The following is a 4879-nucleotide window of genomic DNA, read 5'->3' on the forward strand; positions in this document are numbered from 1 at the left end:
AAGTAATCCCCATAAATTCCATTGCTGATGATCAAAATTCAAAAGGAGAAAACTGATGTTACACAAAAATAAAATCGAAAAAAGGATAGTAGTTAGCCTATTAAAAAGATCAGGAAAACCTTTTTCGTAATCTGGGATAGGGTTCGGTGTAACTGTCTTTTTTAACTTTATAAATTCAATTTTCATTTTGTGAATAATTTGATGGCACAAAATTCAATAAAACTATTTATAAATTTTTATTTATAAATTAAATGATTTGCATAAATTAAATTTATGATTGATGAGTTTTTTTACAGGCGTAAGTATATTTATTTTATAATCCGAACGTATTTCAACAAAACCGTAATCAAATAACAAAGCTTTCTCCAAATCTGCGTTTATCAAAGTTGCTGTACCGGCGTAGTTTATTCCTTTTTCTTCATAATCATAAATTACATTTATCACCTTATCATAAATTTTCATTTCTGTGTACAGTAGAAAATTCACGAGTCTTGACCTCCTGCCGCCACAACGATTTAAACGTAATAATGAATGGGGAATGGGGGTCGGCATTGCCGGTATTTCCTCTATTCGGGCGGGGCTTTTTTAAAGTACTTATTGCAGCACTTATAATATTTCCTACTTTGATTTGCGTTAAATCGGCGACCATGTTGGTATTTGGCTTGGTAAGCCCCAGTATTCTTGCCAATACTTTACATTGGCACTCCATTTATAATAGTGAATATCCTGGCAATTTCCACAATGACATCGTTTGCAACATTTAATTTGAGGTTGTGATCGGTAAGATCACTCTTCATGTATAATATTGGAAGTAACAATTGTTCATTTTTCGTCGTTTGATATGATTCTTATTATGTTCCTTCAGTGATATACAAACTCTTTGGCGTATTGAGTTGCGGTATCATTTACGCTATAAGTATTCCCTCTTTTATTTTAATATTTTTTATAAAAAATAAACTAAATTTTTAAGGGGGTGTTAGCGATTTATTTTTCTTCGAACTTTTTTTTCCAACTTTATCTTAACTCTTTTCAATGAAGCCAATTTTATAATTAAACACCAAATTGTGCTTTTGATACCATCTCAACAGCTCATTTTGAAGCATATGCTGAACATACTCTTTATTTGCCTGCTAACAAGCCAGTGATGTTCTCTTATACCTGCCGGCACTTTTATATAACCAGCTTACAGTGCGCTTGTTTTGTTTGTGTTGATCTTACGTACCATTTAGTATACCACAACCTAAATTATTACCTGATCAATTTGTTTCCTGATGATAGCTTAAGTTTATTGCTATACCGGAGTGACCGTATTTTATACGCTACCAATACTGCACCTACACACAAGCCGCTATCGCCCTATCACCGGCTTTAGTTGCTACTTTTGTAAAATAATTTTATACTTATATTAAGCTGTATGATAGATTTATCTCATAATGAAAATAAAATTCACTGTGTCTCGAATTTCCAGGATCTTGTTACTACGGCATTCCATGATGAAATTAATGCGATTTGCTGGACGCGTAAACTTACAGGTGATTTTTCTGAGATAATTGATAAGGTTGAGTTAACTGGAAATATTGCGACAATTGAACCAGCGGAACTTCGTGAACTTAAGTTGAGTGAACAGGGACAACTTGCACGTGAAATTCTTTTAGAAGACCTGAAGATGTTGAAAGGTCATGGCGGATCGCCAATACTTAATGTGATCAGTTACTACGACAGGGATGATACCTACCCGTTTTTTTCAACCGACGTTTATTCCTTTCATGTAGATCGCTCTCCGATACCAGTTGATACCTTTTTATGCACTTACTATGGCGAGTCCAGTGATATATTGCCAAATTCACAAGCCACACAGAAAGTACTTATTCCAGAAATACGGAATGAACTCAAAAAACTATATCGTGGACCAGACGAAGGTTTTGAATCATTCTTGAGTGAATATTTCTTTGACCTGCACTATCAGGCTAAACCGGATGCCTGTGCAGTAAGCTTAGGTCTTGGTAACTTATGGCGGTTGGCGGTAGATCATCCTGAAAGTCTGGTCTCTCCATGTGTTCATCGTGCACCAAAAGAAAAATCGGGGCAGAGCAGGTTGTTGTTGATCTGTTGAATACAATTCTCTAGCACACCGGCCACGGAAGCAAATATTGATGAACACTGTGAAAACACCCGAAACAGCATTGATACCTTTTGCAGGAAAGAAAAGATCGATCTATCTGGCGATCCCGGCATTTTTCGAATACAGCAGCTATTAAAAAATTGCAGGAAAACCAGTCAGTTTTTGTTAAATATTTTTTGCCGCTGTTTATTGCCCGAGTGCATATTAATACTTATCTTTTACCAGCAACAAATGCCGGTTAGGAACAACCCCGTCATTATAGCTTGCCTTGTAATTTTAAACACATAAAAACGATTGTTATGAATAGAAGATCTTTTTTAGGCAATGCCGCTGCAGGACTTGCCTCTACAACAATGCTGGGTGCTATGCCTGCCGGCTTACTTGCCCTGGCAAACAGGAAAGGTATTAATATGCCGCTCGGTTTTCAAAGTTATGTGTTCCGGGATGTCATCTCCCTGAAACCGGAAGAGACCATGAAACGCCTGGCTGGCTATGGTTATCAAAATGTAGAATGGTGCAGCCCCAAAGGATACCAGGGGCCATTTGCCCCGCTGGAAAAATATTCGGGTAAGGAATTGAAACAAATCACCAACGATGCCGGCCTTCAAACTACCAGTTGCCATTTTACCTGGAAAGAGATCACAGATGATGCAAGCCTGGCGGAGCGTATTGAATTTGCGAACCAATTGGGGTTGAAAACTATGGTATGCTCCGGCGGACTGGGAGCCAAAACAGAAGAGGAGATCAAGAAGCGTTGCGAACAGATGAACCATGTGGGAGAACTGGTGAAGAAGGGCGGCATGATAGCAGGATATCATAACCACAACGGAGAGTTTGACGAAAAGATCAGTGATCGTCCTCAATATGATGTGATGCTGGAGTACGTAGATCCTTCGCTGGTAAAAATGCAGTTTCAGGTAGCCGCTATCACATCGGGTTATAAGGCACAGGATTATTTCCGTAAATATCCCGGTCGTTTTATATCGGCGCACCTGCAGGATTACGCTCCTTCGGATCATACCAAAGAAGTAACGATGGGCACGGGCATTGTAGACTGGAAAGATTTTTTTGACGCCGCCAAGGTGGGCGGACTTCAATATATTTTTGTTGAGATGGAAACTGACCCCACTATAATGAAGGGATGTGCGGATTATATAAAAAGCTTGTAGCGGGGCATAAAGTTTAAATTGTACCATGGCTAAGAAGCTATAATACTTTATCTAACGCTTCGGCTAAATGGATAAAACTGCTGGCTGGGGTTTTTAAGCGCCCGATTAAAAAATTTTAAAGCTCCGCTGCTGTGGGGCTTTTTTATTTTAACAAGTTGTAATGAAACTTTGCCTGCTGTCTTTCGTCTCATTGCTGTAATTATTGTTCATAAAAAACATCACTCATGAAAAAGATTTTTACGTATTCAATTGTAGCGGTTTTAGTTGCAGTTTTATTTACCAGTTGTGCTAAAGAAAGAATATATGATAACAGGTCCTCCTGGCTTTCGCAGGAAACCGGCGATGTGGTATTTAGTGATAACTCCTGTGGATTATATATAGTAGAAACAAATTATGGATATACCATTGTTCAAAACTTTGATGGATTAAGAACCTATGAAGGTGATGTGATGTATGGAAACTTTGGCGGTTATGGTACCAGGGATTTTTTTAATTATACTGCAAATATAGTTACCAGGGGAAAAGTGGTGGAATATGATCTTACTTATAATGAAGCCTGGAGTGCACTTGATTATTATTGTCCTTTAGGTAAAGCAAGTGGATTTAAAATGACGCAAAGCGCAACTTCACAAAGTAAAATTTTGAGAATCACTACTCCGGTAAAACAATAAATAATCTTTCAATGCCGACGGGCAATGTTATTACGTTATGGATTTTAGAAAGCAGTTTTAAAGTTAGTATCTATTTTAAACTCGCCCTTTTAGGGTCCATTTTTTCGTAGGCGTTCAAAAGTTTTTTCTTTTTTTTAAGGCAAAATATTTTGAGTAAAATAATCAAATAGTTCCTGTAGAATAGTTTCTGTATCTGCAGTTTTAAGGAATAGCCTGGAAAATCCATGAGTCTTGACCCCCTGCCACCACGCCAATTTAAACGTAAAAATGAATGGGGAATGGGGTCGGCATTACCGGTATTTCCAACCAACCCCTTTACCAAATTATTTTTTCCATTGCTGCTTTAAATTCAAATGGCTCCTCAGCTCTCAGTCACAGGTTCACGTTAGAGCGTTACCGCATCCGTACAATAAATGCAACTTCTTAAATTAAAAAAGATTAGGACGATATATTAATCTGGTTTATGCTGGTTTTTAAAAAATACTGATGTCATTATTTAAAAATAGTACGGCATACGAGGCTGTTGTTCTCCAAAGAAAAGCATACTTAAACCGCTGGCCAAAAGTTGCGCTCAGATGAATCTTTCCGGGCAAACAAAAACTTCTCCCATTATATCCTCGCCTGGTAAGTAAACAATTCGTAATAGCGTCCTTTTTTGGCAATCAGATCATCATGGTTTCCTCTTTCTGCAATCTTGCCGGCTTCTATTACCAGTATCTGGCTGGCCTTGCGGATGGTGCTTAGCCGGTGGGCAATTACAAAAGTGGTTCTGCCCCTCATCAATTCATTTAAACTTTGCTGAATCAAGGCTTCACTTTCCGTATCCAGGCTGGAGGTGGCTTCATCTAACAGGATAATTTTAGGGTCGGCCAGTATCGCCCTTGCAATCGCAATCCGCTGGCGCTGACCACCCGATA

Annotated in this window: 6 protein-coding genes; 3 read left to right on the forward strand and 3 right to left on the reverse strand. The window is 38.3% G+C overall.

From position 1 onward, the window contains the following. Both H7254_RS18275 and H7254_RS18280 read right to left on the reverse strand, forming a co-directional pair. On the reverse strand, positions 1-186 hold a 186-nt coding region (locus tag H7254_RS18275; RefSeq protein ID WP_301934338.1), incomplete at its 3' end, for a hypothetical protein. A 506-nt stretch (positions 187-692) separates the two neighbouring features. After that, entirely contained in the window at positions 693-818 is a 126-nt protein-coding gene (locus tag H7254_RS18280; RefSeq protein ID WP_301934339.1) for a hypothetical protein, read from the reverse strand. Positions 819-1414: 596 nt separating this feature from the next. On the opposite strand from H7254_RS18280, the gene H7254_RS18285 reads away from it, so the two are divergent. The 3 genes from H7254_RS18285 to H7254_RS18295 all read left to right on the forward strand — a co-directional run bounded on the left by H7254_RS18285 (position 1415) and on the right by H7254_RS18295 (position 3962). Further along, on the forward strand, positions 1415-2113 hold the full coding sequence (locus H7254_RS18285) for a hypothetical protein (RefSeq protein WP_301934340.1): 699 nt from the start codon (positions 1415-1417) through the stop codon (positions 2111-2113). A gap of 308 nt (positions 2114-2421) precedes the next feature. Continuing rightward, positions 2422-3291 (forward strand): sugar phosphate isomerase/epimerase, encoded by an 870-nt coding sequence (locus H7254_RS18290; protein WP_301934341.1) that lies wholly within the window; start codon positions 2422-2424, stop codon positions 3289-3291. 224 nt (positions 3292-3515) lie between these two features. After that, positions 3516-3962: a hypothetical protein gene (locus H7254_RS18295; protein WP_301934342.1), complete on the forward strand. Its 447-nt coding sequence runs from the start codon at positions 3516-3518 to the stop codon at positions 3960-3962. Between the two features lie 609 nt (positions 3963-4571). Here H7254_RS18295 and H7254_RS18300 read toward each other — a convergent pair. Then, the coding region (locus H7254_RS18300; RefSeq protein WP_301934343.1) for an ATP-binding cassette domain-containing protein at positions 4572-4879 on the reverse strand (308 nt) is incomplete at its 5' end.

The sequence above is a fragment of the Ferruginibacter sp. genome (assembly GCF_014377975.1).
Taxonomy (GTDB): domain Bacteria; phylum Bacteroidota; class Bacteroidia; order Chitinophagales; family Chitinophagaceae; genus Ferruginibacter.